Annotated in this window: 20 protein-coding genes and 1 tRNA gene; 6 read left to right on the top strand and 15 right to left on the bottom strand. The window is 55.3% G+C overall.

The genetic code is table 11. From position 1 onward, the window contains the following. Window positions 1-17: 17 nt before the first annotated feature. The 4 genes from wzzE to trxA form a co-directional block, all read right to left on the bottom strand. Window positions 18-1,064 (bottom strand): ECA polysaccharide chain length modulation protein, encoded by a 1,047-nt coding sequence (gene wzzE / locus IM314_RS18795; RefSeq protein ID WP_047362658.1) that lies wholly within the window; start codon window positions 1,062-1,064, stop codon window positions 18-20. Between the two features lie 13 nt (window positions 1,065-1,077). Next, a complete protein-coding gene (gene wecA, locus IM314_RS18790) occupies window positions 1,078-2,181 on the bottom strand; it encodes a UDP-N-acetylglucosamine--undecaprenyl-phosphate N-acetylglucosaminephosphotransferase (RefSeq protein ID WP_028014814.1) in 1,104 nt (367 codons plus the stop codon). Window positions 2,182-2,422: 241 nt separating this feature from the next. After that, a complete protein-coding gene (gene rho / locus IM314_RS18785) occupies window positions 2,423-3,682 on the bottom strand; it encodes a transcription termination factor Rho (RefSeq protein WP_008501566.1) in 1,260 nt (419 codons plus the stop codon). 344 nt (window positions 3,683-4,026) lie between these two features. Continuing rightward, on the bottom strand, window positions 4,027-4,356 hold the full coding sequence (gene trxA / locus IM314_RS18780) for a thioredoxin TrxA (RefSeq protein ID WP_006179218.1): 330 nt from the start codon (window positions 4,354-4,356) through the stop codon (window positions 4,027-4,029). A gap of 144 nt (window positions 4,357-4,500) precedes the next feature. Here trxA and rhlB point away from each other — a divergent pair, with 144 nt between their 5' ends. Together rhlB and gppA are read left to right on the top strand one after the other, a co-directional pair. Further along, window positions 4,501-5,769, top strand: coding sequence for an ATP-dependent RNA helicase RhlB (rhlB, locus tag IM314_RS18775; protein ID WP_028014815.1), 1,269 nt, complete (start codon window positions 4,501-4,503; stop codon window positions 5,767-5,769). A gap of 6 nt (window positions 5,770-5,775) precedes the next feature. Next, entirely contained in the window at window positions 5,776-7,260 is a 1,485-nt protein-coding gene (gppA, locus tag IM314_RS18770) for a guanosine-5'-triphosphate,3'-diphosphate diphosphatase (protein ID WP_153657293.1), read from the top strand. Between the two features lie 51 nt (window positions 7,261-7,311). Here gppA and rep read toward each other — a convergent pair whose 3' ends face one another. Further along, complete coding sequence (gene rep / locus IM314_RS18765) at window positions 7,312-9,336, bottom strand: DNA helicase Rep (protein WP_028014817.1); 2,025 nt, start codon at window positions 9,334-9,336, stop codon at window positions 7,312-7,314. Window positions 9,337-9,421: 85 nt separating this feature from the next. Here rep and ppiC point away from each other — a divergent pair, with 85 nt between their 5' ends. Continuing rightward, complete coding sequence (gene ppiC / locus IM314_RS18760) at window positions 9,422-9,703, top strand: peptidylprolyl isomerase PpiC (protein WP_004886861.1); 282 nt, start codon at window positions 9,422-9,424, stop codon at window positions 9,701-9,703. A gap of 86 nt (window positions 9,704-9,789) precedes the next feature. Here ppiC and ilvC read toward each other — a convergent pair whose 3' ends face one another. After that, window positions 9,790-11,265: a ketol-acid reductoisomerase gene (gene ilvC, locus IM314_RS18755; RefSeq protein ID WP_021242831.1), complete on the bottom strand. Its 1,476-nt coding sequence runs from the start codon at window positions 11,263-11,265 to the stop codon at window positions 9,790-9,792. Between the two features lie 152 nt (window positions 11,266-11,417). On the opposite strand from ilvC, the gene ilvY reads away from it, so the two are divergent. Continuing rightward, window positions 11,418-12,308, top strand: a complete 891-nt coding sequence (ilvY, locus tag IM314_RS18750) for an HTH-type transcriptional activator IlvY (RefSeq protein WP_008501572.1) — start codon at window positions 11,418-11,420, stop codon at window positions 12,306-12,308. On the opposite strand, the gene ilvA is transcribed toward ilvY, so the two are convergent. The 7 genes from ilvA to ilvL form a co-directional block, all read right to left on the bottom strand. After that, complete coding sequence (gene ilvA / locus IM314_RS18745; RefSeq protein WP_032660750.1) at window positions 12,305-13,849, bottom strand: threonine ammonia-lyase, biosynthetic; 1,545 nt, start codon at window positions 13,847-13,849, stop codon at window positions 12,305-12,307. The two genes, ilvY and ilvA, sit on opposite strands and share 4 nt — an antisense overlap. 2 nt (window positions 13,850-13,851) lie before the next feature. Next, window positions 13,852-15,702: a dihydroxy-acid dehydratase gene (gene ilvD / locus IM314_RS18740; RefSeq protein WP_047366694.1), complete on the bottom strand. Its 1,851-nt coding sequence runs from the start codon at window positions 15,700-15,702 to the stop codon at window positions 13,852-13,854. Window positions 15,703-15,762: 60 nt separating this feature from the next. Continuing rightward, window positions 15,763-16,692 (bottom strand): branched-chain-amino-acid transaminase, encoded by a 930-nt coding sequence (gene ilvE / locus IM314_RS18735; RefSeq protein WP_003860182.1) that lies wholly within the window; start codon window positions 16,690-16,692, stop codon window positions 15,763-15,765. Window positions 16,693-16,710: 18 nt separating this feature from the next. Beyond that, a complete protein-coding gene (gene ilvM, locus IM314_RS18730) occupies window positions 16,711-16,974 on the bottom strand; it encodes an acetolactate synthase 2 small subunit (RefSeq protein ID WP_003860184.1) in 264 nt (87 codons plus the stop codon). Next, a complete protein-coding gene (gene ilvG / locus IM314_RS18725) occupies window positions 16,971-18,617 on the bottom strand; it encodes an acetolactate synthase 2 catalytic subunit (protein WP_048957433.1) in 1,647 nt (548 codons plus the stop codon). The genes ilvM and ilvG overlap by 4 nt, the downstream gene beginning before the upstream one ends. A gap of 2 nt (window positions 18,618-18,619) precedes the next feature. Then, a complete protein-coding gene (ilvX, locus tag IM314_RS18720; RefSeq protein ID WP_166792073.1) occupies window positions 18,620-18,670 on the bottom strand; it encodes a peptide IlvX in 51 nt (16 codons plus the stop codon). 86 nt (window positions 18,671-18,756) lie between these two features. Beyond that, a complete protein-coding gene (gene ilvL, locus IM314_RS18715) occupies window positions 18,757-18,855 on the bottom strand; it encodes an ilv operon leader peptide (RefSeq protein WP_001311244.1) in 99 nt (32 codons plus the stop codon). Window positions 18,856-19,195: 340 nt separating this feature from the next. Between ilvL and IM314_RS18710 the strand changes: the two genes are divergently transcribed. Continuing rightward, the gene (locus IM314_RS18710; protein ID WP_193359247.1) at window positions 19,196-20,716 is read left to right on the top strand and encodes a YifB family Mg chelatase-like AAA ATPase; all 1,521 of its coding nucleotides are present in this window, start codon (window positions 19,196-19,198) and stop codon (window positions 20,714-20,716) included. 25 nt (window positions 20,717-20,741) lie between these two features. Here IM314_RS18710 and IM314_RS18705 read toward each other — a convergent pair whose 3' ends face one another. Continuing rightward, window positions 20,742-21,080 carry a DUF413 domain-containing protein gene (locus IM314_RS18705; RefSeq protein WP_008501577.1) on the bottom strand — a complete coding sequence of 113 codons (339 nt, stop codon included), beginning with the start codon at window positions 21,078-21,080 and terminating at the stop codon, window positions 20,742-20,744. A gap of 118 nt (window positions 21,081-21,198) precedes the next feature. Here IM314_RS18705 and hdfR point away from each other — a divergent pair, with 118 nt between their 5' ends. Further along, complete coding sequence (gene hdfR, locus IM314_RS18700; protein WP_028014823.1) at window positions 21,199-22,020, top strand: HTH-type transcriptional regulator HdfR; 822 nt, start codon at window positions 21,199-21,201, stop codon at window positions 22,018-22,020. A 98-nt stretch (window positions 22,021-22,118) separates the two neighbouring features. Here the strand turns inward: hdfR and IM314_RS18695 are convergent. Continuing rightward, window positions 22,119-22,194, bottom strand: a tRNA-Trp gene (locus IM314_RS18695). Window positions 22,195-22,321: the final 127 nt, after the last annotated feature.

Below are 22,321 nucleotides of genomic sequence, written 5' to 3'. Positions count from 1 at the left end.
CATCGTAAACGGCGTTCTTAGTTTGTACGACGACGCGTTAACGCCACGCCAGCACCAACGAGTGCACCCACAATACCCCACATGATCATCAGGAATGCGCGGCGCGGACTGTCGCGTTTTACAGGTTCTTCAGGCGTTCTCAAATAACGATAGGTCTGAAAACGCGGATCCAGCGATGGGCCGACATTAAGCGTATTGAGCATCGCGCGATTTTGGTCGTAATCGAGGTCAAAATCAGGCCCAACGGCCTGGAGGTTTTCCAGACGCGCCTGCAGCATAGGACGACCAAGAAGGAACATTTCAGAATCAGGCAATTCATCAGCCGGAACATCCGTCTCAGTGCGGGAAATGTTGTGCTGTTCCGCAATTTTCAGCGCCTGCTGAATGTTATGCACGCGGCGCGCAAAAATGGCGTTTGCCACCTCTTCCTGACGTTTGACCTGCGCCTTCATCTGGATAGTGCGGGCTGCCCAGGCGCCTTTAAGCTCTTCATTCAGATGGCTTGCGGCACGCTGGCTGGCAAACGCGACGTACTGGCGCAACAGGTTGTTTGCATCCGGCGCGGTTTCGGCAATCAGCTTGACGCTGTCGTTGACGTTACGCAGCACGTCGCCCGGCATGAACTGAATATTGTTAATCAGATCGTCCAGCAGCGCGGCATCGGCTTTGGTGTTATCAACCCGACGCTGCTTGTAGTAATCCGTCTGGGACCAGAAATCGCGGCGCGTATCCCATGAGGCCAGCTGCATCACAAACTCTTTGTAGGCCTCATCCATTACGGAAGCCTGGTCCGGGGTGGCAAGGCTGGCTTTAATATCCAGGTTTCGCAGGAACTGCTGCTGGGAGTAGTACCCCCCGAGCATGTTAACCGTGGGTCTGTCCGTGATTGCCGTGGCGCTCCACTCCTGTTTTGCAAAGAACGTGTAGGCTAGCGCTAACAGTGCAAACCCCAGCGCGATCCCCACAATCCAAAGTTTGCCTGCCCATAACACGCGAAACAAACCCCGAATGTCCAGCTCATTCTCTGTTACCACTGATTTCGCTCCCGCCAACGGTTGAGTCATCATAGTCCCGGTTTTACTTAGTTAATGTTGTGTTTTTGCTACTGTTACGTCGCATCCTGCGCTTAATACGTTTAATGAATCGCGCCACCTTCCATGCGCGCTTAATGCAGTAGCCGTAGAGAGAAAATGCTAGCAAGAACAATACCAACATGGCCCACTCAGGCACAAAGTGCGTATATTCCGCCGTCACGCCAATCCCCGCTAGAATAGCAGCCGCCAGCGTAATAAGCACAAATGCCTGCCGGGAAGTGAATCCGGCTCGCATGATCAAATGATGAATGTGCTGACGGTCAGCAGAGAATGGACTCATTCCTTTACGCAGGCGGCGATACATAATCGCAACCATATCCATTAAGGGGATGGCAATAATCCATAGCGCCGTTACCGGGCTGATGGGATGCACATCGCCCTGAGTGGTTTCCAGCAAGATCCAAATGACAGTAAAGCCGATAAGCGTGCTACCCGCATCGCCCATGAAGACTTTATAGCGTCGGCCCAATGCGCCGAGATTTAACAGGATATAAGGCAGAATGGCAGCAATCATGGCGAAACACCACATAGCAAGGCTATATTGCCCATCGAACCATAAAATGAAACCAATGGCGGCAAATGAGACGCAGGACAGGCCACCAAGCAAACCATCAATACCGTCAACCATGTTGAACGCGTTAATCGCCACCCACACGGCAAAAAGTGTCAGGAAATAGCCGAATGGGCCGAGTTCCATCTCCCAGGCCCCGAAAATATAGCCCAGGCTACTCAGGTGCAACTTAGCAAACACCATCATTGCAATAGCGACAGCTGCCTGAACGAAAGCACGGATTTTGACGCTGATGTCGTATCTATCGTCCAGCGCACCAATCACAACAAGAACTGTTGAGCATATGAGATAAAGCCTGGCATGCGGAATATAGTAATCTGCAATAGCAAAAGTGAAGCAGATCCCCGCAAAAACAGAGATGCCACCGACCAGAGGGATCATGCCTTGATGACGTTTACGGAAGTTGGGTTTATCCACTAAGCCCAGATATTTTGCAACCTTACGTGCCAGAAACAAAAAGCAGGTGGTAAACAAGAAAATACTGGTTAGTTCAGTAAACGTATCAAGTAGGTTCACAATGGATGTTCTCAACAAATGTTAGTCAAGGAAGTATAACCATCAAGGGGCCGCGCCTGAAGTTATAAAGCAAACCTCTTACAATTCCATTTGTTTATTATTCAAGCTATTAATGTTTTTACTGTGCGAATTATCTTATTGTCGCACTGACCGGTCAAAATTGGGAGTAGGCGATAATAGCGTATAGTCCATAAAAGAAAAACGCCACGTAAAAACGTGGCGTTCGCTGGCTTTATTTACATTACGAGCGCTTCATCATGTCGAAGAAATCGTCGTTGGTTTTGGTCATCGCCAGTTTGTTAATGAGGAACTCCATCGCGTCAATTTCACCCATTGGATGGATGATTTTGCGCAGGATCCACATTTTCTGCAGCTCTTCCTGCGTGGTGAGCAGTTCTTCCTTACGCGTACCGGAACGGTTGTAATCGATAGCCGGGAAGACGCGTTTTTCAGCGATCTTACGAGAGAGGTGCAGTTCCATGTTACCTGTACCTTTAAACTCTTCGTAGATAACCTCGTCCATTTTGGAGCCGGTATCGATCAGCGCCGTTGCGATGATGGTCAGGCTGCCGCCCTCTTCCACGTTACGTGCCGCACCGAAGAAGCGTTTTGGACGGTGCAGGGCGTTAGCGTCCACACCACCGGTCAACACTTTACCGGAAGCTGGCACCACGGTGTTGTAGGCACGCGCCAGACGGGTGATGGAGTCAAGCAGGATGATCACGTCTTTCTTGTGCTCAACCAGGCGTTTCGCCTTCTCGATAACCATTTCCGCAACCTGAACGTGGCGAGATGCTGGCTCGTCGAAGGTAGAAGCAACCACTTCACCTTTAACCAGACGCTGCATCTCGGTCACTTCTTCCGGACGTTCGTCAATCAGCAGCACCATCAGCACGCAGTCTGGGTGGTTGTAGGCAATGCTCTGCGCGATGTTCTGCAGCAGCATGGTTTTACCCGCTTTTGGCGGGGCCACAATCAGACCACGCTGGCCGCGACCGATTGGCGATGCCAGATCCAGGACGCGCGCGGTTAAGTCTTCGGTAGAACCGTTACCACGCTCCATGCGCAGGCGAGAGTTCGCGTGCAGAGGCGTTAAGTTCTCAAAGAGGATCTTGTTACGCGAGTTTTCTGGTTTATCGAAGTTAACTTCATTGACTTTCAACAGCGCAAAGTAGCGTTCACCCTCTTTAGGAGGACGAATCTTACCTGAAATGGTGTCACCAGTGCGGAGGTTGAAACGGCGGATTTGGCTGGGGGATACGTAGATGTCGTCAGGGCCGGCGAGGTAGGAGCTGTCTGCAGAGCGGAGGAAACCAAATCCGTCTTGCAATATCTCCAGCACACCGTCGCCAAAGATATCTTCGCCACTCTTAGCGTGCTGCTTCAGGATGGCGAAAATGATGTCCTGCTTGCGCATACGAGCCTGGTTTTCCAGTCCCATATTTTCGCCGAGAGTGATCAGCTCAGAAACCGGCGTATTCTTTAATTCGGTAAGATTCATAATGGTGTGGGTTCTTAAACTCGGAGTGATTCTCGAACTTAATGTTGTGAATGGTATGGCAGGGTCATCCATGCCTGTTTAGCGGCCATCACCTCATGTCTGTTCGCTGTCTGGTCACAGGGAAAAAACGCAGAACTGAAACGACAAGACGGATTGAGTGACAAGCCCGGAATTTAGCCACTTCACGCATTGTTCATGTCAACAAAGGGAAGTATCGGGTAAAACAAGATTCAAACAATAGATATGTTTAAAACGAAGTCATAGCTAACTTAGCACGACTTCAGCCGGGCGTCCAGAGTTCCACATCATTTAGCCGGGGGCTCTGGACGCACAGCGGAGAAACCTTACGCCAGGTTAGCGTCCAGGAACTCTTTCAGCTGACCTTTGGACAGCGCGCCCACTTTGGTCGCCGCCACTTCGCCGTTTTTGAACAGCAGAAGGGTCGGGATGCCACGGATACCGTATTTCGGTGCGGTGCCCGGGTTCTGGTCGATGTTCAGCTTGGCAACCGTCAGTTTGCCCTGATATTCGTCAGCGATCTCATCCAGAATCGGGGCGATCATTTTGCAAGGACCACACCATTCAGCCCAGAAATCGACGAGGATCAGCCCGTCAGCCTTAAGTACGTCCGTGTCAAAACTGTCGTCAGTCAGGTGAATAATTTTATCGCTCATATATAACTCCACAGGAATAAGCCTGGTACGTTGGTTTTGTCTCCACCAACGACGTGTTGATGTCGCATTAACCAACTAAAGGTTGACTTTATTTCACCGGATACGCTTTCGTAAAGCAATAGTAAGCTGATATTCTACCACACTATGAGCAAAACACATTTAACAGAACAGAAGTTTTCCGACTTCGCCCTGCACCCAAAAGTGATCGAAGCCCTTGAAACAAAAGGGTTTCATAACTGCACGCCCATTCAGGCTCTCGCCCTGCCGCTGACGCTGGCCGGTCGCGATGTTGCAGGGCAGGCGCAAACCGGTACCGGCAAAACGATGGCGTTTTTAACGTCAACGTTCCATTATTTACTTTCTCACCCAGCGATTGCAGACCGCAAAGTTAACCAGCCGCGCGCGCTAATTATGGCCCCGACGCGAGAACTGGCGGTACAGATCCATGCAGACGCTGAACCCCTGGCACAGGCTACTGGTCTGAAGCTTGGCCTGGCCTATGGCGGCGACGGCTACGATAAGCAGCTGAAAGTGCTGGAAAGCGGCGTGGATATCCTGATTGGGACCACCGGCCGTCTTATCGACTACGCCAAACAGAACCATATCAACCTCGGCGCCATCCAGGTTGTGGTGCTTGATGAAGCAGATCGTATGTACGATCTGGGCTTCATTAAAGATATCCGCTGGCTGTTCCGCCGCATGCCGCCGGCAAATCAGCGCCTGAACATGCTGTTCTCTGCCACCCTTTCTTATCGCGTACGCGAGCTGGCGTTCGAGCAGATGAACAACGCCGAGTATGTGGAAGTGGAGCCGGAGCAGAAAACGGGCCACCGCATTAAAGAAGAGCTCTTCTATCCTTCCAATGAAGAGAAAATGCGTCTGCTGCAAACGTTGATCGAAGAAGAGTGGCCCGATCGCGCCATTATCTTCGCGAACACTAAACACCGCTGTGAAGACATCTGGGGCCATCTGGCTGCCGACGGTCACCGTGTTGGCCTGTTGACCGGCGACGTGGCGCAGAAAAAACGCCTTCGTATCCTCGACGAGTTCACCCGTGGCGATCTTGATATTCTGGTCGCAACCGATGTGGCGGCACGTGGTTTACACATTCCGGCCGTGACGCACGTCTTTAACTACGATCTGCCAGACGACTGCGAAGACTACGTACACCGTATCGGTCGCACCGGTCGTGCGGGCGCAAGCGGTCACTCGATTAGCCTTGCGTGTGAAGAGTATGCGCTGAATCTTCCAGCCATTGAGACCTACATCGGTCACTCTATTCCGCAGAGTAAATACAATCCGGAAGCGCTGTTAAGCGAACTGCCGCCGCCTAAGCGTCTATCCCGCCCGCGCTCCGGCAATGGTCCGCGTCGTTCAGGCGGCGCACCGCGTAATCGTCGTCGTTCAGGTTAATACATTATGCTCAGCTCCACCTCGCTCTATGCGGCAATTGATCTCGGTTCGAATAGTTTTCATATGCTGGTTGTGCGTGAGGTGGCGGGAAGCATACAAACGCTGACGCGCATTAAGCGCAAGGTCCGCCTCGCGGCGGGCCTGAGCAGTGATAATTACCTCTCGCCTGAAGCCATGGAACGTGGCTGGCAATGCCTGCGGCTCTTTGCTGAGCGCCTGCAGGATATCCCGCATGCTCAAATCACCGTCGTCGCCACAGCGACGCTCAGACTGGCAGTTAACGCCGTAGATTTTATTGCCAAAGCACAGGAAATTCTGGGGTGTCCGGTTCAGGTTATCAGCGGTGAAGAAGAAGCACGCCTGATCTACCAGGGCGTTGCCCACACCACCGGGGGTGACGATCGCCGTCTGGTGGTGGATATCGGCGGTGCCAGTACCGAACTGGTAACCGGCACCGGCGCGCAGGCGACGTCGCTGTTCAGCCTGTCGATGGGCTGCGTAACCTGGCTTGAACGTTACTTTACTGACCGGAATCTGGGTAAAGAGAACTTCGACGAGGCGGAAAACGCCGCGCGCGCAGTGCTACGCCCGGTAATGGACGAACTGCGCTATCACGGCTGGAAAGTCTGCGTCGGGGCTTCGGGTACCGTGCAGGCCCTGCAGGAAATCATGATGGCGCAGGGCATGGACGAGCGGATCACGCTTGCCAAACTTCAGCAGCTTAAACAGCGTGCCATTCAGTGCGGACGTCTGGAAGAGCTGGAAATTGAAGGCCTGACGCTGGAACGTGCCCTGGTTTTCCCAAGCGGGCTGGCCATTCTGATCGCCATATTCACCGAACTAAATATCCAGTGTATGACCCTGGCCGGCGGCGCGCTGCGCGAAGGTCTGGTCTATGGAATGCTGCATCTGTCGGTGGATCAGGACATCCGCAACCGTACGCTGCGCAACGTCCAGCGTCGATTTCTGGTTGATATCGATCAGGCTGGTCGCGTATCACAGCTGGCATCACGCTTTGCCGACCAGGTCGCTAACACCTGGGATCTTGATCATCTGAGCCGCGATTTATTGCTGAGCGCCTGTGCGCTGCACGAGGTGGGGCTCAGCATAGATTTTAAGCAGGCACCTGCTCACGCAGCGTATCTGGTGCGCAACCTGGATTTGCCGGGCTACACGCCCGCACAGAAAAAGCTGCTGGCAACGCTACTGCTGAACCAGACCAACGCCGTCGATCTCTCCTCTTTGCATCAGCAAAATGCCGTACCGCCGCGCGTGGCCGAGCATATGTGTCGCCTGCTGCGTCTGGCAATTCTGTTTGCCAGCCGCCGCCGCGATGATTTGTTACCCGCCATTAATCTGCTAGCCGATGATGAGAAGCTGACGCTGACGCTGCCGGAAAACTGGATTGAGAATCACCCGCTTGGGGCAGAGATGATCGAGCAGGAGTGCCAGTGGCAGAGCTATGTGCACTGGGTGCTTGAGGTGAAGTAATACGCTGAACACTGCCGGGTGGCGGCTTCGCCTTACCCGGCCTACTCATCATTATCCCTTCTCTTTGGCTTTTGCCAGCATGGCGCGAATGTTCGCCACGTTAGCCTGCCCTTTGTGCATCCGCTCTTCCGCGGTAATCACTTTGCGCTCCTGTTCCCAGATCAGATCGTCCTGCGGCAGTTCCAGCAGGAAACGGCTGGGTTCCGGGCGCACGAGTTCACCATACTGACGGCGCTCTTTACAGAGCGTGAACGTCAGCTCCTTTTGCGCGCGGGTGATCCCCACGTAGGCCAGACGGCGCTCCTCGTCGACATTATCTTCATCAATGCTGCTCTGGTGCGGCAATAATCCTTCTTCCATACCGACCAGATACACATACGGGAACTCCAGCCCTTTTGACGCATGCAGCGTCATCAGCTGAACCTGGTCGGCCTCTTCTTCGCTCTCGCCGCGCTCCATCATGTCGCGCAGGGTAAAGCGGGTGACCACCTGCGTTAACGTCATCGGCTCATCTATCTCAGAGCCTTCCAGCATTTCGGTCATCCAGCTAAAAAGCTGGTTAACGTTTTTCATACGCATTTCTGCCGCTTTCGGGCTGGCAGAGGTTTCGTACAGCCAGGATTCGTAGTCAATGCCGTGGATCAGATCGCGTACCGCCGCCACGGGCTCGCGCTCAGCCAGGCGCTGCACTTCACCCAGCCAGTGAGTGAAGCGGGTTAAATTATCATACCCGCGCCCCGTCAGCGTCTGGCTCAGCCCCATATCAAAGCTGGCGGTAAACAGGCTCTTATTGCGGGTCATCGCCCATTCGCCCAGCTTTTGCAGCGTCGCCGGACCAATCTCGCGCTTTGGTGTATTCACGATGCGCAGAAATGCGCTGTCGTCATCCGGGTTCGTGAGCACGCGCAGATAGGCCAGCAGATCTTTAATTTCTGGCCGCGAGAAGAACGAAGTGCCGCCGGAAATTTTGTACGGAATGCGGTTCTGCATCAGCATCTTTTCAAAGACGCGCGACTGGTGATTGCCGCGATAGAGGATCGCGTAATCCTTGTATTCGGTTTTATTGACGAAGTGGTGGGCGATCAGTTCGCCCGTCACGCGCTCCGCCTCATGCTCTTCATTATTGGCGCTGAGCACCTTCAGCTCCGTACCGTAGCCAAGTTCGGAGAAGAGACGCTTTTCAAAAACGTGCGGGTTATTGGCAATCAGGATGTTTGCCGCCTTCAGGATGCGCCCGGAGGAACGGTAGTTCTGCTCCAGCTTAATTACCTGCAGCGCGGGGAAATCTTTGCTCAGAAGCACCAGGTTTTGCGGGCGTGCGCCGCGCCAGGAGTAAATTGACTGGTCATCATCGCCAACCACGGTGAAGCGCGCGCGCTGCCCCACCAGCAGCTTCACCAGCTCGTACTGGCTGGTGTTGGTGTCCTGATACTCATCCACCAGCAGGTAGCGGATTTTATTCTGCCAGCGCTCGCGCACCTCTTCATTTCGCTGTAAAAGCAGCGTCGGTAAGAGGATCAGATCGTCGAAGTCCAGCACGTTGCACGCTTTCATGTGCGCGTCGTACAGACCATAGCAGTGGGCAAAGATCCGATCCCGTTCGCCTTTGGCGATCGCCGCAGCCTGGGCCGGGGTCATCAGATCGTTTTTCCAGTTCGAGATCGTTGAGATCAGCTGCTGCAATAGCACCTTATCATCCTCGATCAGCCCCTCGGTGAGCTCTTTGAGCAACGCCACCTGGTCGGTGTCATCGAACAGCGAAAAGTTGGATTTCATCCCCAGCGCTGCATATTCACGTTTAATGATATCCAGCCCCAGCGTGTGGAAGGTAGAGATCATCAGCCCGCGCGCCTCTTTGCGCCCCAGCGTCTGGCCAACACGCTCTTTCATCTCGCGCGCCGCTTTGTTGGTAAAGGTAACCGCCGCAATGTGGCGGGCCTGATAGCCGCAGCCGCGGATCAGGTGCGCAATCTTATTGGTGATGACGCGCGTTTTACCGGATCCTGCGCCCGCCAGCACCAGACACGGTCCGGTTACAAATTCGACGGCTTGTTGTTGTCCGGGATTTAAACGCATAAATGATCGCTCAATGAAAGTCAGGAGGGGAGAATAACAGCGTGGTAGTATAGCGAGCCTAATCCATACCACTCAAGGCACGATCATGGCAAAAACAGCAGCAGCACTGCATATTCTTGTTAAAGAAGAGAAACTGGCTCTGGATCTTCTGGAGCAGATCAAAAACGGCGCCGACTTCGGCAAACTGGCGAAGAAGCACTCTATTTGCCCGTCCGGCAAGCGTGGCGGCGATTTAGGCGAATTCCGTCAGGGTCAAATGGTTCCGGCGTTCGATAAAGTGGTCTTCTCCTGCCCGGTGCTGGAGCCAACCGGCCCGCTGCATACCCAGTTCGGTTATCACATTATTAAAGTGCTGTATCGCAAATAAAAAAGCCGGGTGGCGGCTGCGCCTTACCCGGCCTACATCTTACGTTTTTGTAGGTCGGGTAAGCGAAGCGCCACCCGACAAAGTTGTTAACCCGCTACCGCGATACGCTTCATGTCGGTCATGTAGCCGCGCAGTTTGTGGCCCACTTTCTCGATCTGGTGGCTGCGAATCGCTTCGTTTACGTCGCGCAGCTGCGCGTTGTCTACCGCACCTTCCGCAATCGCTTTGCCCAGATCGCCCGTTTGCAGTGTGGTCATGAACTCTTTCAGCAGCGGTACGCAGGCGTAAGAGAACAGATAGTTACCGTATTCTGCGGTATCAGAGATAACCACGTTCATTTCGTACAGACGCTTACGGGCGATGGTGTTCGCGATCAGCGGCAGCTCGTGCAGAGATTCGTAATACGCCGACTCTTCGATGATGCCGGAATCCACCATGGTTTCGAACGCCAGCTCAACGCCTGCTTTCACCATCGCAATCATCAGTACGCCTTTATCGAAGTACTCCTGCTCGCCGATTTTACCTTCATATTGCGGCGCGGTTTCGAACGCGGTTTTACCGGTCTCTTCACGCCAGGTCAGCAGTTTCTTGTCGTCGTTGGCCCAGTCCGCCATCATGCCGGAAGAGAATTCGCCGGAGATGATGTCGTCCATATGTTTCTGGAACAGCGGCGCCATAATGGTTTTCAGCTGTTCAGACAACGCGTAAGCACGCAGTTTTGCCGGGTTGGACAGACGGTCCATCATCAGCGTAATACCGCCCTGCTTCAGCGCTTCGGTGATGGTTTCCCAGCCGAACTGAATCAGTTTTTCTGCGTATGCCGGGTCGGTACCTTCTTCCACCAGCTTGTCGAAGCAAAGCAGAGAACCCGCCTGCAGCATGCCGCACAGAATGGTCTGCTCGCCCATCAGGTCAGATTTCACTTCCGCAACGAAGGAAGATTCCAGCACGCCAGCGCGGTGACCGCCGGTCGCCGCAGCCCAGGCTTTGGCAATCGCCATGCCTTCGCCTTTCGGATCGTTTTCCGGGTGAACTGCGATAAGCGTCGGCACGCCGAAGCCACGCTTGTACTCTTCACGCACTTCGGTACCCGGGCACTTCGGCGCCACCATCACTACGGTGATGTCTTTACGGATCTGCTCGCCCACTTCAACGATGTTGAAGCCGTGGGAGTAACCCAGCGCGGCGCCGTCTTTCATCAGCGGCTGTACGGAACGCACCACGTCAGAGTGCTGCTTGTCCGGCGTCAGGTTAACGACCAGGTCCGCCTGCGGGATCAGCTCTTCATAGGTACCCACTTTGAAGCCGTTTTCAGTCGCTTTACGCCATGAAGCGCGCTTTTCGGCAATCGCTTCTTTACGCAGGGCGTAAGAGATATCCAGACCGGAGTCACGCATGTTCAGGCCCTGGTTCAGGCCCTGTGCGCCACAGCCGACGATGACCACTTTTTTACCCTGAAGGTAGCTTGCGCCATCGGCAAATTCATCGCGCGCCATGAAGCGGCATTTGCCCAGCTGCGCCAGCTGCTGGCGCAAGTTCAGTGTATTAAAGTAGTTAGCCATGGGTGATACCTCGTGATGTTGTGTGTCTTATTGTTCGGTTCGCGTTTCAGCGAGAATGTACCCACATTACAACAGGAAATTTATTGCGGAAATTGATATATTCACAACGTCACATTGCAATTTTTGCAATGTAAAAAGAGGGAGTGGAATCGGTGGATTTACGCGATCTAAAAATGTTCCTGCACCTGGCGGAAAGCCGTCACTTTGGCCGCAGCGCCCGGGCGATGCACGTCAGCCCGTCCACGCTTTCGCGCCAGATCCAGCGCCTTGAGGAAGACCTCGGCCAGCCGCTTTTCGTGCGCGATAACCGTACCGTTACCCTCACGGAAGCGGGCGAAGAGCTGCGCATTTTTGCCCAGCAGACGCTGTTACAGTACCAGCAGCTGCGGCACTCAATCGATCAGCAGGGGCCATCACTCTCCGGTGAGCTGCATATTTTTTGCTCCGTAACCGCCGCCTACAGCCATCTGCCCCCCATCCTTGACCGCTTCCGCGCGGCGCATCCGTCGGTTGAAATTAAGCTCACCACCGGCGACGCCGCCGACGCAATGGAAAAAGTGGTGACCGGCGAAGCGGACCTCGCCATCGCCGGAAAACCCGAAACCCTGCCGGGCGCGGTGGCGTTCTCGATGCTGGAGAATCTGGCGGTGGTGCTGATTGCCCCGGCGCTGCCCTGCCCGGTACGTAACCAGGTCTCAGTGGAAAAACCGGACTGGTCCACGGTGCCGTTTATCATGGCCGATCAGGGGCCGGTGCGTCGCCGCATCGAGCTGTGGTTCCGCCGTCAGAAAATCAGCAATCCGTCGATATACGCTACCGTCAGCGGTCATGAGGCGATGGTGTCGATGGTGGCGCTCGGCTGCGGCGTGGCGCTGCTGCCGGAAGTGGTGCTGGAAAACAGCCCGGAACCGGTGCGCAACCGCGTGATGATTCTGGAGCGTAGCGACGAGAAGACACCGTTTGAGCTAGGCGTGTGCGCACAAAAAAAGCGGCTGCATGAGCCGCTTATTGATGCGTTCTGGACGATATTGCCGAACCACTAGCCAGCCAGAAAGAACCTGAACGCCGGGTTATGGGTTTCGTCGTGGCACTCATAGCCCAGCTCGTTCAGGCGCGTTTCGAAATCCGGCTCGTGCTCGCCCAGCTCGAACGCCGCCAGCACGCGCCCGTAATCGGTGCCGTGGCTGCGGTAGTGGAACAGAGAGATGTTCCAGTGCGTGCCGAGCGTGTGCAGGAACTTGAGCAGCGCGCCCGGTGATTCCGGGAACTCGAAGCTGAACAGGCGTTCCTGGAGCGGCTTTGAGGGACGACCGCCAACCATGTAACGCACATGCAGCTTCGCCATTTCATCGTCGGACAGATCGACCACGCTGTAGCCGCCATCGTGCAGCAGGCTGAGGATCTCTTTACGTTCCTCCACGCCACGGCTCAGACGCACGCCGACAAAAATGCAGGCATCTTTCGCATCGGCAAAGCGGTAGTTGAACTCCGTTACCGAACGACCGCCCAGCAGCTGGCAGAACTTGAGGAAGCTGCCCTTCTCTTCCGGGATGGTCACCGCCAGCAGCGCTTCACGCTGTTCGCCCAGCTCGCAGCGCTCGGAAACGTAGCGCAGGCCGTGGAAGTTCACGTTCGCACCAGAGAGCACGTGCGCCAGACGTTCGCCGCGAATGTTGTGCTGGGCGATGTATTTTTTCATCCCCGCCAGCGCCAGCGCGCCGGACGGCTCCGCCACCGCACGTACATCTTCGAACAGATCTTTCATCGCCGCGCAGATGGCGTCACTGTCGACGGTGACGATATCGTCGAGATACTCCTGGCACAGGCGGAACGTTTCGTCGCCAATGCGCTTCACCGCCACACCCTCGGCGAACAGCCCGACGCGCGGCAGGTCGACCGGATGTCCGGCGTCCAGCGCCGCCTTCAGGCAGGCAGAGTCTTCCGCTTCGACCGCAATCACTTTGATCTGCGGCATCAGCTGTTTAATCAGCACCGCCACGCCTGCGGCTAAGCCGCCGCCGCCCACCGGGACAAAGACCCGGTCGAGATGGGCATCCTGCTGCAACAGCTCAAGCGCCAGCGTGCCCTGTCCGGCAATCACCATCGGGTGGTCGAACGGCGGCACCCAGGTAAAGCCCTGCTGCTGCGCCAGCTCAATCGCTTTGGCTTTGGCTTCGTCAAAGTTCGCGCCGTGGAGCAGCACTTCTCCGCCAAAACCGCGCACCGCGTCGACTTTGATATCCGCGGTGGCAACCGGCATCACGATCAGCGCTTTCAGACCCAAACGAGCAGACGAGAACGCCACGCCCTGCGCATGGTTGCCCGCCGACGCGGTAATGACGCCGCGCGCTTTCTGCTCATCCGTCAGCCCGGCCATCATCGCGTAGGCACCGCGCAGCTTAAAGCTGTGCACCGGCTGGCGGTCTTCGCGCTTCACCAGAATGACGTTGTCGAGGCGCGAGGAGAGTTTTTCCATTTTTTGCAGGGGCGTGACCTGCACAGCTTCATAGACCGGCGCGCGTAGCACCGCTCTCAGGTATTCCGCCCCCTCAGGGGCGGCGGATAAGGGTTGTGACTCGGCCATCATTAGCCCCCAAGTTTAGATTTATCGCGCACCGCGCCTTTATCTGCACTGGTTGCAAGGCTCGCATAGGCGCGCAGGGCGAAGGAGACTTCGCGCTGGCGATCTTTCGGCGTCCAGGCTTTGTCGCCGCGGGCTTCCTGCGCTTCACGACGGGCCGCAATCTCCTGGTCGCTCAGCTTGAGCTGAATGCCGCGATTCGGAATGTCGATTTCAATCAGATCGCCATCTTCGATGATCGCGATGTTGCCGCCGCTTGCCGCTTCCGGGGAGACGTGGCCGATGGAGAGACCAGACGTGCCGCCGGAGAAACGACCGTCGGTGATCAGCGCGCAGGCTTTACCGAGGCCCATCGATTTCAGGAAGGTGGTCGGGTAGAGCATCTCCTGCATGCCCGGGCCGCCTTTCGGCCCTTCGTAGCGAATGACAACCACGTCGCCTTCCACCACTTTGCCGCCGAGGATGGCATCTACCGCCTCGTCCTGGCTTTCGTACACTTTCGCCGGACCGGTGAATTTCAGGATACTGTCGTCCACGCCTGCGGTTTTCACTATGCAGCCGTTTTCTGCAAAGTTACCGTACAGCACCGCCAGACCGCCGTCTTTGCTGTAGGCGTGCTCCAGCGAGCGGATGCAGCCTTCAGCACGGTCGTCATCCAGCGTGTCCCAGCGGCAATCCTGCGAGAACGCCTGGGTGGTGCGAATACCGGCAGGACCGGCGCGGAACATTTTTTTCACCGCGTCGTCTTTGGTCAGCATCACGTCGTATTGATCCAGCGATTCCGGCAGCGTCAGGCCAAGCACGTTTTTCACGTCGCGGTTCAGCAACCCGGCGCGATCCAGCTCGCCCAGGATACCGATGACGCCACCCGCACGGTGCACGTCTTCCATGTGGTACTTCTGGGTACTCGGCGCGACTTTACACAGCTGCGGCACTTTGCGGGAGAGCTTGTCGATGTCGCTCATGGTGAAATCGATTTCAGCTTCCTGCGCGGCGGCCAGCAGGTGCAGAACGGTGTTAGTGGAGCCGCCCATGGCGATATCCAGCGTCATGGCGTTTTCGAACGCCGCTTTACTGGCGATATTGCGCGGCAGCGCGCTGGCATCGTCCTGCTCGTAGTAGCGTTTGGTCAGCTCAACGATACGTTTACCGGCGTTGAGGAACAACTGCTTACGGTCGGCGTGGGTCGCCAGCAGCGAGCCGTTGCCCGGCTGGGAAAGGCCCAGCGCTTCGGTCAGGCAGTTCATGGAGTTGGCCGTGAACATGCCGGAACAAGAACCGCAGGTCGGGCACGCGGAGCGTTCCACCTGATCGCTCTGCTCGTCAGAGACTTTCGGGTCTGCGCCCTGGATCATCGCATCGACCAGGTCGAGCTTGATGATTTTGTCGGAGAGCTTGGTTTTACCCGCCTCCATCGGACCGCCGGAGACGAAGATCACCGGAATGTTCAGACGCAGGGAGGCCATCAGCATCCCCGGGGTGATTTTGTCGCAGTTGGAGATACAGACCATCGCATCGGCGCAGTGGGCGTTGACCATATACTCCACCGAGTCGGCGATCAGCTCGCGCGACGGCAGTGAATAGAGCATTCCCCCGTGGCCCATTGCGATACCGTCATCCACCGCAATGGTGTTGAACTCTTTCGCCACGCCGCCGGAGGCTTCGATTTGCTCGGCAACCAGCTTACCGAGATCGCGCAGATGCACGTGGCCCGGTACAAACTGGGTGAAGGAGTTCACCACGGCGATAATCGGCTTGCCGAAATCGGCGTCGGTCATTCCGGTGGCGCGCCACAGTGCGCGGGCACCCGCCATGTTACGGCCGTGGGTGGTGGTGGCTGAACGATACTTAGGCATGCTTTATTGACTCCCGTCTGACTATTTAATGGGACGGTGCGTGCCGTCCCACATTTATATTTAGTGATTAACCTGATCCAACCAGCCGTATTTATCTTCTGTTTCGCCGGTGAAGAGGCCAAAGAAGGCTTGCTGGATGCGTTTGGTCACCGGGCCACAGCGGCCTTCGCCCACCTGGATACCGTCTACGCTGCGTACCGGCGTGATTTCAGCCGCCGTGCCGGACATAAACACTTCATCGGCCAGGTAGAGGGATTCGCGGGACAGCACCTGCTCGCGCACTTCGATACCCAGATCTTTCGCCAGCTTGATGATGGCGTCGCGGGTGATGCCCGGCAGCGCGGAAGAGGTGAACGGCGGAGTAAACAGAATGCCGTCTTTTACTTCAAACAGGTTTTCGCCCGCGCCTTCTGAAATGTAGCCGTTCACGTCGAGGGCGATGCCTTCCTGATAGCCGTGGCGGCGCGCTTCGCTGCCGACCAGCAGTGAGGAGAGGTAGTTACCGCCCGCTTTAGCGGCGGTCGGGATGGTGTTTGGCGCCACGCGGTTCCAGGAAGAAACCATTGCGTCGATCCCCTGATCCAGTGCTTCTGCGCCCAGGTAGGCGCCCCACGGGAACGCAGCAATGATCACATCAGTGTTGTAACCGGCCGGCGGGTTCACGCCCATGCCCACATCACCCACGAAGACCAGCGGGCGAATATAGGCGCTGGTCAGTTTGTTCTGGCGAATCACTTCGCGGCAGGCTTCCATCAACTCATCAACGCTTTGAGAGACCGGGAAACGATAAATTTTGGCTGAGTCATGCAGACGCTGCATGTGTTCGCGATGGCGGAACACCACTGGCCCTTTGTGAGAGTCGTAGCAACGGATGCCTTCAAACACGGAGGTACCGTAGTGCAGCGCATGGGACATCACGTGAACTTTCGCGTCTTCCCAGCGAACCATCTCACCATTGAACCAAATGTAATCAGCTTTTTTTGTCGTCATTTTTTCGTCCTGTCACGCTCAAGCGCGGATTTGTTGTGATGTGGTTGTGCTCTGGCAGATGGCAACATGGGCAACGTCTACCAGCTTTGATAACTGACTAAACAGTAAGTCGACCGGCCGCGGGCTGGCAACGGTTAATTCGATACTGATGTTCTGGGCGTCGGTGGCCGTTTCCATATTCATAGAGCAAATCTGAAAGCCACGGTGGCGAACCACGCGCAATACGCGTTCTAACGTTTCCGGGTTGAAGCGAGCCTGCACGGCGACCTGATGTTGCATCATGATAATTTCTCCAGCATTTGTGAGTTACTGGCACCGGGCGGTACCAACGGCCAGACGTTCTCAAGCTCGTCGATTGAGACATGAAGCAGGTATGGCCCTTCGCTTGACAGCATGGTGTCGAGTGCCGCTTCAACCTGGTCTTTACGGGTGATGTGCTGGCCAGGAATGCCGAAGGCGCTGGCCAGGGTGAGGAAATCGGGGTTATCGGTGAGCGTCGTTTCGCTGTAACGCTCCTGGAAGAACAGCTGCTGCCACTGGCGAACCATCCCTAAACGCTGGTTATCGAGCAACACGATCTTCAGCGGTAACTGCTTGCGCTTCACGGTGCCGAGCTCCTGAACGTTCATCATGAAGGAGCCGTCACCGGAGATACAGATCACGGTATCGTTCGGGCGGGCCACCTGTGCGCCTACGGCTGCCGGCAGGCCAAAGCCCATCGTGCCTAAGCCGCTGGAAGTGATGAAGTTCTCCGGGCGGGTGTAGGTCATGTGCTGGGCTGACCACATCTGATGCTGGCCCACATCGGTCGTCACCACGCTGTCGGCGGGTTTACGGTCGGACAACTGCTTCAACAGCAGCGGCGCATAGATGGCATCGCCTGGGTGATCGTAACGCCAGGCATGCTCAGCGCGCATGTCTGCGGTGTGCTGACGCCATGCGTTGATATCCAGCGGCTGCTCCAGCGCCGGTAACAGCGCGTTAAGATCGCCCTGCAACGCCACGTGCGCCTGACGCAGTTTGTTCATCTCCGCCGGGTCGATATCCATATGGATCACTTTGGCATTCGGCGCGAAGGTATTCAGCTTGCCGGTGACGCGGTCATCGAAACGGGCGCCTGCGACGATAAGCAAGTCGCACTCCTGCACCGCCAGGTTTGCCGCTTTAGTGCCGTGCATTCCCAGCATGCCGAGGTAGTACGGGTAGTCCGCGTCTACCGCACCCAGACCTTTCAGGGTGCAGGTGGCGGGCATTTGCGTGGTTGCAAGGAACGCGCGAAGCGCCGGAACAGCCTGCGCCATACCCACCCCACCGCCGACGTACAGCATCGGCTGCTTCGCCTGCGCCATCATCTGACGCGCCTCTTCAACCTCTGCATGGGGAAACGCATTGTCGCTTTCCACGGTGGAGAAATGCGGCTCCAGATCGCCAAGTGCAACCTGGATATCTTTCGGGATATCTACCAGAACAGGGCCAGGACGGCCAGAACTGGCAACCTCGAACGCTTCGGCCATCACGCGTGGGAGCTCTTCGAGGGACTGAACGAGGAAGCTGTGCTTGGTGCAGGCCAGCGATAAGCCGAGGACGTCTACTTCCTGGAAGGCATCGGTACCGATGAACGGAGAGGCCACCTGACCGGTAATCGCCACGACAGGGACTGAATCGAGCAGCGCGTCAGCCAGGCCGGTGATCAGGTTCGTTGCGCCCGGACCTGAGGTCGCCATGCATACACCGGTTTTACCTGTCGCGCGGGCATAACCAATGGCTGCCATCGCTGCGCCCTGCTCGTGTCGGCACAAGAGGTGTTCCACGCCGCCGTCATACAGTGCATCGTAAATCGGCATAATTGCGCCACCCGGATAACCGAATACGGTTTCGACTCCCTGCGCGCGCAACGCATGTACTACCCATTGTGCCCCATTCATAGTTAGTTCCCCGTCATAAATCTGGAGAAACAGAATTTTGTGCTAGTCGTCATTCTCTGCTCCTCATTTAAGTTTTTTAGTCATAAAAAAACCCCCGGACCTTTCGGTGCGGGGGTCTTAGTTCGTTAAGGCTTGATTTCTAAGCCTTTCCTCGTCCAAGTGCAGCCCCGCACGGTGGGATAATAATCACCACCACGCTAATCACGACCAGGCTAATCACTCGTAGAAGGGCTGTCATTTTCAGTTCTTTTTGCATCTTGTTCGAAGGAATACCTAAAGAGTTATCACAGTTTTTAAATCAAACACAAGATTTATTTATGAAGAATTTGGTTAGCAAGCGAACCAAATTTCATGAACACCTTGTTTTATATGAAGAAATTTGGAAGTGAATATTTTTCATTTTTTATTGCAGATCTAACCTTTAAAGCGCGTCTTTTTACATTTTGCGAGTGTGCTTCCACGGTGATGCAATGGTTTCAATGCACCCTGAAAATCTCTGAACAGGCGGCGTAAATACGTAAAAAGAGGCTAAACAGAGAAAACAGGCACTGGCATAGTCAGACCAGGAGGTTGTACAAATGTCACTGTCAGTTGTTTATACGCGAGCGGCTCTCGGGGTAAAGGCTCCCCTTATTTCCGTAGAGGTTCATTTGAGTAATGGGCTGCCCGGACTCACGCTTGTCGGGTTACCTGAAACCACGGTTAAAGAGGCCAGGGACCGCGTTCGTAGCGCAATAATAAACAGCGGTTATACCTTCCCCGCAAAGAAGATCACCATCAACCTTGCTCCCGCCGACCTGCCCAAAGAGGGTGGGCGATACGATTTACCTATCGCAATTGCGCTTCTGGCGGCTTCTGAGCAGCTTAATACGACCAGGCTAGGCTCGTATGAGTTCGTGGGTGAACTCGCGCTCACAGGCGCACTGAGAGGCGTTCCCGGTGCGATATCGGGAGCGCTGGAAGCCATACGTGCAGGGCGGCAAATCGTTGTGGCCAATGAAAACGCATCAGAAGTGAGTCTTATTGCAGAAAAGGGATGTCTCATCGCCGGGCATCTTCAGGAAGTGTGCGCCTGGCTGGAAGGCCGCCACGAACTGTCCGAGCCGGAAGAGTGCGACGAGGCTATAGCGGATGCGCCAGAAGACCTCAGCGAGATCATGGGACAGGAGCAAGGGAAACGGGCGCTGGAGATTACGGCAGCGGGTGGGCACAATCTCCTGCTGATTGGCCCGCCGGGTACGGGCAAAACCATGCTGGCAAGCAGGCTAAGCGGATTGCTCCCGCCGCTTAATAACCATGAAGCGCTGGAAAGCGCCGCCATCTATAGCCTGAACGGTTCAACGTCGTTGCACAAACAGTGGCGTCGACGTCCCTTTCGTTCCCCGCATCATAGCGCGTCACTGACGGCAATGGTCGGTGGTGGGTCTATTCCGGGGCCGGGTGAGATCTCGCTGGCACACAATGGCATTCTGTTTCTCGATGAGCTGCCTGAGTTTGAGCGCCGCGTGCTGGATGCGCTGAGGGAGCCCATTGAATCCGGTGAGATACATATTTCACGCACGCGAGCCAAAATAAGCTATCCCGCCCGTTTTCAGCTCGTGGCGGCGATGAACCCCAGTCCGACGGGGCATTATCAGGGCAACCATAACCGCTGTACGCCAGAGCAGACGCTGCGCTATCTGGGAAAGCTGTCTGGCCCGTTTCTCGACCGTTTCGATTTATCACTGGAAATCCCCCTTCCGCCGCCGGGCCTACTCAGGCAGACGGATAGACTGGGTGAAAGCTCCGCGCATGTTCGCGAGCGGGTTATCGCGGCACAGGCGAGACAGTATGCCCGTCAAAACAGGCTGAATGCACGACTGGATAATGCAGGGATCCGACAGTTTTGTTCTCTTAACGTTGAAGATGCGGCTTGGCTGGAGGAGACGTTGACGCGCTTCGGGCTTTCCATACGTGCGTGGCAGCGCTTGTTAAAAGTAGCCAGAACCATTGCGGACGTGGAGGGCTGTAGTGATATTGCGAGGATACACTTGCAGGAAGCGCTGAGCTATCGGGCGATTGATCGTTTGCTTTTGCATCTGCAAAAGTTACTGGCATAAAAAAGGGGCCGTAGCCCCTTTTTTATTAGTCGTCAGACTCGGTGTAGTCTTCTGCACCTTCCATCTGCGGTTTACCGCCAGACAGCGTATGGAAACGTTTTGGACGCTTAATGCGAGCCATGTACTTGATCCATACACGTTCCGCTTCAGACTGCGGCTCACGCTCACCACGGCACACTGAGACAAACTGTTTTTCATCTTCAGTTGCAGGCTCACGTTTACCCAGATCCAGCTCGTTAAAGGCATAACCATGACGCTCAAGCAGCTGCGCCTCTTTGATGGTGAAATCGCCGTGACGAGAGAACCCGCGCGGATAATGTTTATTGTCGAAAAAACGATTAGTCGTCGTAAAGCTTTCCGCCATCCTACACGCTCCTAATTCTTTGGCCGAGCTATTTATGGCGCGGAGTATTAGTTACGCTTGACAGAGTGTAAAACAAAACATTTAAATCATAACGACAAATTATTTTGCGGAGAAAGATGTGGATACGGAATTGCTAAAAACTTTCCTTGAAGTGAGTAGAACGCGTCACTTCGGGCGAGCCGCTGAAGCCCTTTACCTGACGCAGTCAGCAGTCAGTTTTCGTATTCGACAGCTGGAAAATCAACTGGGTGTGAATCTTTTTACCCGCCATCGCAACAATATCCGCCTCACGCCTGCCGGTGAAAAACTGCTTCCGTATGCGGAGACATTGATGAATACCTGGCAGGCAGCGCGCAAAGAGGTTGCGCATACGTCGAGGCACAACGAGTTCTCGATAGGGGCCAGCGCATCTCTGTGGGAATGCATGCTCAGTCAGTGGCTTACCCGGCTATATCACTCCCATGGCCATTTACAATTTGAAGCCAGAATTGCGCAACGTCAGTCGCTGGTTAAGCAACTTCATGAGCGTCAGTTGGATCTGCTGATCACTACAGAAGCCCCCAAGATGGACGAATTTAGCAGCCAGATTGTTGGACAGTTCGGTCTGGCTCTTTATGCTTCTGAACCCTCAAAGATGAAAGCAGACCTGACCTATTTGCGGCTGGAGTGGGGGCCTGATTTTCAGCAACATGAGACGGGATTGATCGCACCTGATGATGTTCCACAGTTAACAACCAGTTCTGCCGAGATTGCCTGTCAGCAACTCCCCTTGCTGAAGGGTTGCACCTGGTTACCAGTCCGTTGGGCAGATACCAAGCCTGGACTGCATACCGTGGTGGATTCCACTACCCTTTCGCGGCCGCTGTATGCGATTTGGTTGCAAAATAGCGACAAGCAATCGCAAATAAAAGATCTATTAAAAATCAATGTAATGGATTGAGGCTGAGGCCAGCAGGGACGCTGGCTGCATTTAAGAATGGTGAAATTTCACCGGGTTTCAGGCAAAAAAAATCCTTTGCCGAAGCAAAGGATTCTATATGGCAGGGGCGGAGAGACTCGAACTCGCGACACCCGGTTTTGGAGACCGGTGCTCTACCAACTGAGCTACGCCCCTAAAGTTTTTTGCCATTAAGCCTGCCATTACTGGCAGGCTTAACGTCTTAATAAGTGGCGGAACGGACGGGACTCGAACCCGCGACCCCCTGCGTGACAGGCAGGTATTCTAACCGACTGAACTACCG

Source organism: Enterobacter cloacae complex sp. P42RS (assembly GCF_014930595.1).
Lineage (GTDB): Bacteria > Pseudomonadota > Gammaproteobacteria > Enterobacterales > Enterobacteriaceae > Enterobacter > Enterobacter bugandensis.
Note: the sequence above shows the minus strand (reverse complement) of the source record. Positions and strands in the feature narration are given on the sequence as shown.

Coding starts and splice junctions, on each gene's coding strand:
- wzzE (WP_047362658.1), bottom strand. CDS start 1,064: ATGACTCAACCGTTGGCGGGAGCGAAATCAGTGGTAACAGAGAATGAG.
- rho (WP_008501566.1), bottom strand. CDS start 3,682: ATGAATCTTACCGAATTAAAGAATACGCCGGTTTCTGAGCTGATCACT.
- trxA (WP_006179218.1), bottom strand. CDS start 4,356: ATGAGCGATAAAATTATTCACCTGACTGACGACAGTTTTGACACGGAC.
- rhlB (WP_028014815.1), top strand. CDS start 4,501: ATGAGCAAAACACATTTAACAGAACAGAAGTTTTCCGACTTCGCCCTG.
- gppA (WP_153657293.1), top strand. CDS start 5,776: ATGCTCAGCTCCACCTCGCTCTATGCGGCAATTGATCTCGGTTCGAAT.
- rep (WP_028014817.1), bottom strand. CDS start 9,336: ATGCGTTTAAATCCCGGACAACAACAAGCCGTCGAATTTGTAACCGGA.
- ppiC (WP_004886861.1), top strand. CDS start 9,422: ATGGCAAAAACAGCAGCAGCACTGCATATTCTTGTTAAAGAAGAGAAA.
- ilvC (WP_021242831.1), bottom strand. CDS start 11,265: ATGGCTAACTACTTTAATACACTGAACTTGCGCCAGCAGCTGGCGCAG.
- ilvA (WP_032660750.1), bottom strand. CDS start 13,849: ATGGCCGAGTCACAACCCTTATCCGCCGCCCCTGAGGGGGCGGAATAC.
- ilvD (WP_047366694.1), bottom strand. CDS start 15,702: ATGCCTAAGTATCGTTCAGCCACCACCACCCACGGCCGTAACATGGCG.
- ilvE (WP_003860182.1), bottom strand. CDS start 16,692: ATGACGACAAAAAAAGCTGATTACATTTGGTTCAATGGTGAGATGGTT.
- ilvM (WP_003860184.1), bottom strand. CDS start 16,974: ATGATGCAACATCAGGTCGCCGTGCAGGCTCGCTTCAACCCGGAAACG.
- ilvG (WP_048957433.1), bottom strand. CDS start 18,617: ATGAATGGGGCACAATGGGTAGTACATGCGTTGCGCGCGCAGGGAGTC.
- ilvL (WP_001311244.1), bottom strand. CDS start 18,855: ATGACAGCCCTTCTACGAGTGATTAGCCTGGTCGTGATTAGCGTGGTG.
- IM314_RS18710 (WP_193359247.1), top strand. CDS start 19,196: ATGTCACTGTCAGTTGTTTATACGCGAGCGGCTCTCGGGGTAAAGGCT.
- IM314_RS18705 (WP_008501577.1), bottom strand. CDS start 21,080: ATGGCGGAAAGCTTTACGACGACTAATCGTTTTTTCGACAATAAACAT.